The 6,487-nt window shown below is 74.6% G+C and carries 1 protein-coding gene; it reads right to left on the bottom strand.

The window, feature by feature from the left end; all coding sequences use genetic code 11:
• On the bottom strand, nt 1-6,487 hold a 6,487-nt coding region (locus AC156L_RS04045; protein ID WP_484406608.1), incomplete at both ends, for an amino acid adenylation domain-containing protein.

Below are 6,487 nucleotides of genomic sequence, written 5' to 3' on the forward strand. Positions count from 1 at the left end.
CCGCGAACGACAACGACCGGTCCCCCACCACCAGCGCGACCGCGTCCGGCGTCCCCACCGCCCGAGCCTCGAACAGGTCCACCACCGTCGCGTCCGGCACCTCACCGGCCGTGTCGTTCCACTCCACCACCACGCGGTGCCGCTCGTCGTCGGCCATCAGCGACAGCTCGGCGAGCGGGCGGTGCGGGTCGGCCGCCACGTTCTCCAGCAGCACCACGAGGTGCGCGGCGAGGCGCTCGACGGTGTCGGCGTCGAACAGGCGCGGGTCGTAGTCCAGTTCGAGGCGCAGCCGGTCGCCCGCGTTGGCGCTGAGGGCGAGCGGGAAGCTGGTGGTGTCGGCGCCCTCGACGTCGAGGACCCGCACACCCTGATCGGCGTCGAGCAGCTCGTCCACCGGGTAGTTCTCGAACACCACCGCGCTGTCGAACAGCGACGACCCCGCGGGCACGTCGCTCCACGACCTCAGGTCCGCCAGCGACACGAAGTCGAACCGCCGCGCCTCGGTCTGCGCCGCCTGCACCTCCCGCAGCCACGACACGGTGTCCGCGTCGCCGGGCACGGTGATCCGCGTCGGCACGGTGTTGATGAACATGCCGACCATCGCCCCGACCCCCGGCAGTTCCGCCGGGCGGCCGGACACCGTGGTGCCGAACACCACGTCGGACTCGCCGCTGTAGCGGGACAGCAGCAGCGCCCAGGCGCCCTGCACCACGGTGTTGGCGGTCAGCCCGGCGGCGCGGGCGACCCGGTCCAGGTCGGCCGACCGCTCCGGGTCCAGCTCCACGCGGACCGACGTGCTCGACTCGGCGCGGTGCGCCTCGACGGGTGGGCGGTCCCACGGCAGCGGGGTCGGCGACTCGACCCCGGCGAGCACCTGCCGCCAGTGCCGTTCGGCCGCGGCCGTGTCCTGGTCGGCCAGCCACCTCAGGTAGTCGCGGAACGGCCGCCGCGGCGCGACGTCCGGCTCCCGGCCCTGGACGAGGGCGGCGTACTGCTCGCACACCTCCGCCAGCACCTGCGCGAAGCTCCAGCCGTCGAGCAGGATGTGGTGCGCGGTCCAGAAGAGGACGACCTCGTCGTCGGTGAGCCTGCCGATGGCCAGCCGCAGCAGCGGCGGCCGGGTCAGGTCCAGCTCCTCGGTGCCCACGGCGTTCCGCGCCGCCTCCTGCTCCTCGGCGGACAGGTGTCGCCAGTCGTGCTGGGTGATCGGGACGTCGACCCGGCCGCGCACGACCTGCACGGGGGACTCGACGCCCTCCCACACCACTCCGCCGCGCAGCACCGGCGTGCGGTCCACGACCCGGCGGCACGCCCGTGCGAGCGCGTCCGGGTCGGACACGCCGGACAGCGTGAGCAGGAAGCGGTTGGCGTAGGCCGTCGACGTGTCGTCCACGAGGGTGTGGAACAGCATGCCGGTCTGGAGCGGGGTCAGCGGGTAGACGTCCTCCACGTCGGCGCCGTCGCCGACCACCCGGTCCACGGCGGCCTGGTCCAGGCGTGCCAGCGGGAAGTCCGACGGCGTCCGGCCACCGGTGTCCGGCCGAGCGCAGTGCGCCACGACCTCCGCCAGGTTCCGCACCACGGCGTCGGCCACCCCGTGCACGGTCCACTCGTCGTGCACGTGCTCGGAGTAGAACCAGGACAGCACCAGCTCGCCGTCCTCGACCCCGCCGACCACGTCGAGCAGGAACGGGCGCGTGCTGCCGGGGTCGGCGTCGGCCGACAGGCTGTCGAGCCGTGCCCGGACCAGCCCCTCCTCGGCCGCCGCGACGTCCCACCGGCCGTGGTAGTTGACGCTGACCGGGGGCAGGGCGGTGCCGTCGAGCGCGGTGCCGGGCCTGAGCTGCCGCAGCGCCTCGAAGCCGAAACCCCGGCCTGGCACGGCGCGGAGCTGCTCCTTCACGGACTTGAGCACCGCGCCCCAGTCTCCGTCGGGCACGGTCAGCGCCACCGGGTACTGGGTGGTGAACCAGCCGACCGTGCGGGAGGTGTCGACGCCGTCGAGCACGTCCTCGCGGCCGTGGCCCTCCATCGTCACCGCCACCCGGTCCCGGCCGGTCCACGTCGCCAACGCCCGGCCCACCGCGCTGAGCAGCACGTCGTTGACCTGCGTGCGGTAGACGTCCGGGACGCGGTGCAGCAGCGCGTCGGTGTGCTCGCGGTCGAGCCGCACCGACACCACGCGGGTGGAGCCCGCGGTGTTCGGGCCGTCGCGGTCCACCGGCACCTCGCCCGTTCCGTCGAGCGCGGCGGTCCAGTGCGGCAGTTCGGCGTCGAACGCGCCGGACCGCACGTGCTCGGCCAGCCGGTGCGCCCACTGGGTGAACCGGGTGCCGACCGGGGGCAGGTCGATCCGCTCCCCCGCCGCGGCCTGGCGGTAGGCCGTCTCCAGGTCGCCCAGCAGGATCCGCCAGGACACGCCGTCCACGACGAGGTGGTGGGCCACGAGGTGCAGCCGCCCACCGGGGAGCAGCAGCGCGCGCAGCACCGGTCCCCCGGTGATGTCCAGCCCACCCTCGACCGCGGCTCGTTCGTCCACATCGGACAGGTCGAGCCGTTCCAGCTCGACCGTGGCCGCCACGACCTCCTGGCGCCAGTCGCCGTCCACGCGGGTGAAGCGGGTGCGCAGTGCCTCGTGGTGCGCCACGACCGCGTCCAGCGCCCGTGCGAGCGCCGCCGGGTCGACGTCCTCGGCCAGTTGCAGGTGGACCGACATGGTGAAGCGGTGCGGGTCGTCCGGGTGGGAGTCGAGGTACCAGCGCTGGATCGGCGTGAGCGGGGCGGGACCCGCGATCTCGGGCAGCCGCGCCGCCTCGGGGTCGCGGGTGCGGACGACGGTGGCCAGCTCGGCGACGGTCTGGTGGGTGAACACGTCCTTCGTGACCAGTTCCAGGCCCGCCTGGCGGGACCGGGACACGATCTGGATGCTCAGGATCGAGTCGCCGCCCAGGCCGAAGAAGTTGTCGTGCACGCCGACGCGGTCGACGCGCAGCGCCTCGGCCCAGATCCGGGCCAGCTCCCGCTCCACGGGCGTGCGCGGCGGCACGTGGCCCTCGTCGTTCCCGGCCCGCGGGTCGGGTGCGGGCAGGGCGCGGCGGTCGACCTTGCCGCTGCCGGTCGTGGGCAGCTCGTCGAGCAGGACGAACAGCGACGGCACCAGGAAGTCCGGCAGCCTCCGCTTCAGCCCGGCCCGCAGGTCGTCCGCGGCGACCGCGCCCACGACGTAGCCGACGAGGCGGTGCACCCCCGGCTCGACCTCGTGGGCCACGACCGCGGCCTCCGCCACGCCGGGCAGCCCGAGGAGGGCGGCCTCGACCTCGCCGGGTTCGACGCGGTAACCGCGGATCTTGACCTGGTCGTCGGCGCGCCCCCGGTACTCCAGCACGCCGTCCGCGGTCCACCGGGCCAGGTCGCCGGTGCGGTACAGGCGGCTGCCGGGCGGCCCGAACGGGTTGGCGGTGAACCGGTCGGCGGTCAGGCCCGGCCGGTTCAGGTAGCCGCGCGCCACCTGGTCACCCGCCAGGTGCAGCTCGCCGGGCACGCCCACCGGGGTGGGGCGCAGCTCGGCGTCGAGCACGTAGGCGCGCAGGTTGCGGCCCGGCGTGCCGATCACCGGGCGGTCGCGGTCGGCGATCGGCGTCCACACGGAGTCCACCGTGCACTCGGTGGGCCCGTAGAGGTTGACGGCGGTGACGCCGTCGGCGTCGGCCAGCGCGCGCCACAGCGGTTCGCCGACGGCCTCGCCGCCCAGGGCCACCAGCAGGGGCCGGTGCCGCACGGCGGTCAGCACGCCCTCCGGCACGAGTTGCTGGAAGTACGACGGCGTGCAGCTCAGGAAGTCGATCCGGTGCCGGACGACGTGCTCGACCAGCGCTCGGGGGTCGAGCCGGACCGAGTCGTCGACCAGGTGCAGCTCGTGCCCGGCGGCCAGCAGGAGCAGCCCCTCCCACGAGGCGTCGAACGTGTACGCGGCGGTGGCGATGCCGCGCAGCGGCGTCCCGTCGTCGGGCAGGAGGCGGGTGTGGTGGTCGGCCACGAGGGCGGCGAGGTTGCGGTGCTCGACCACGACCCCCTTGGGGCGACCGGTGGACCCGGACGTGTAGATCACGTACGCGGGGTGCTCGGGGCGCAGCGGAGCCGTGCGGTCGGCGTCGGTCGGGTCCGCGTCGGGGTTCTCCGCCACGGCGGGGTCGTCCACCAGCACGCGCGGCAGCCCGCCGGGCACGTCGGCGCCCGCGGTCACCACGAGCACCGGTCGGGCGTCGTCGAGCAGGAACGCGATCCGGTCGGCCGGGTGCTCGGGGTCGACCGGCAGGTACGCGCCACCGGCCTTGAGCACGGCCAGGACCGCGAACACCATCTCCGCCGAGCGGGGCAGGGCCAGCGCCACGACGGACTCGGGCCCGACGCCCGCGGCGACCAGGTGGTGGGCGAGCCGGTTCGCGCGGGCGTTCACCTCGGCGAACGTCCACGACCGGTCGCCCTCGACCAGGGCCGTCGCGGCGGGCGTGCGGGCGGCCTGGTCCTGGAAGACCTGGTGGTACGGCGGCGCGGGACCGTCGGCGGCGGTGTCGTTCCAGTCGTCCAGGACGTGCCGCAGCTCGTCGTCGGTGAGCAGCGGCAGGTCGGCCACGGCCCGGTCGGGGTCGGTCGTCGCCCCGGCGAGCAGCACGCCGACGTGCGCGACCATCCGCTCGGCCGTGGCGGCGTCGAACAGCGCCGTGTCGTAGGTCAGCACCGCCTCCAGCCTGCCCTCGTGCTCCTGGAACTGGAACGACACGTCGAAGCCCGCGGCGACGGACGGCGGCGGCAGTTCCTCGACGTGCAGGCCCGGCAGGCGCGGCCCGTCGTCGGGGGTGTTCTGGAGGACGACCATCGCCTGGAACAGCGGGGTGCGGCTGGGGTCGCGCACGGGGTGGACCTCGTCCACGACCCGCTCGAACGGCACGTCCTGGTGGGCGAACGCGTCGAGCACCGTCTCCCTGACCCGGCCCAGCAGGTCCCGGAACCCGCGGTGCGGGTCGACCGGCGTGCGCAGGACGAGCGTGTTGACGAAGAAGCCGACCAGGCCCTCCAGCTCGGTGCGGTCGCGGCCGGAGACGACCGTGCCCACGGCGACGTCGCGCTGCCCGGACCAGCGGGCGAACAGCACCTGGCAGGCGGCCAGCAGCGCCATGAAGAGGGTGCCGTCCTGGTCGCGGGCCAGCGACCTGAGCCGGTCGGTGACGTCGGCGGGCACCTGGAAGTGCACCAGCGCGCCCTGCTTGCCGCGGGTCGCCGGGCGGGGCCGGTCGGTGGGCAGCTCCAGCGGACGCGCACCGTCGAGCGCGTCCCGCCAGTAGGACAGGTGGTCGCCGAGGGCGTCCTCGGTCGACGTCCGCCGCTGCCACACCGCGTAGTCGGCGTACTGCACGGGCAGGTCGGCCAGCTTCGCGTCCGTGCCGCCGGTGGCGGCCTCGTAGCAGGCGCCCAGCTCACCGAGCAGCACGCCGTTGGACCAGCCGTCGGTGACGATGTGGTGCAGGACGAGCGACAGGACGTGGTGCTCCTCGCCCAGGCGCACCAGCAGCACCCGCACCAGCGGGCCGCGCCGCAGGTCGAACGGCGTGGTCGTCTCCCGTTCCAGCACGGCGTCGAGGTCGGCTTCGGACAGGTCGAGCACCGGCACCTCGACCGGGTGGGGCGGGTGCACGAGCTGCACGCCGTGGCCGTCCACGGTCTCGAACGTCGTGCGCAGCGACTCGTGCCGCGCCACCAGCGCGGTCAGCGCCGTGGCCAGGGCGTCCACGTCCAGCGGGCCGCGCAGCCGCAGGATCGACGGCGTCAGGTACTCGGTGCCGCCGGGCTCGAACTCGTCGAGGAACCACAGGCGCTGCTGGGAGAACGACAGCGGCAGGCCGCCGTCGCGGGGCACCACGGGGATGTCCGCGAGCCGCGCCCCGGCCGCGCCCGACACCAGTTCGGCGATGCCCGCGACGGTGGGGCTGGTGAACAGCGACCGCGGCGACAGCTCCACGTCGAACGCGGCGCGCAGCCGGGAGATCACCCGGATGCTGAGGATCGAGTCGCCGCCCAGCTCGAAGAAGTTGTCGTGGACGCCGAGGTCCGGCACTCCCAGCACCTGCGACCAGATGTCGGCCACGTCCCGTTCCACGTCCGTGCGGGGTGCGACGTGCTCGGTGCGGGACGCGGTCAGGTCGGGCGCGGGCAGGGCCCGGCGGTCGACCTTCCCGTTCGGTGTCACCGGAAGCGCGTCCAGTCCGACGAACGCCGACGGCACCAGGTAGTCCGGCAGCCGCTCGCCCAGCCACGACCGCAGGTCGGCGACCCCGGCCGGAGCGGTGTAGGCGACCAGCCGCTGGTGGCCGTCGTCCTGCCGGGCGACGACCACGGCTTCGCGGACGTCGGGGTGGCGGAGCAGGGTCGCCTCCACCTCACCCGGCTCGATGCGGAAGCCGCGGATCTTGACCTGGTCGTCGGTCCGGCC

The sequence above is a fragment of the Umezawaea sp. genome, from assembly GCF_057122925.1.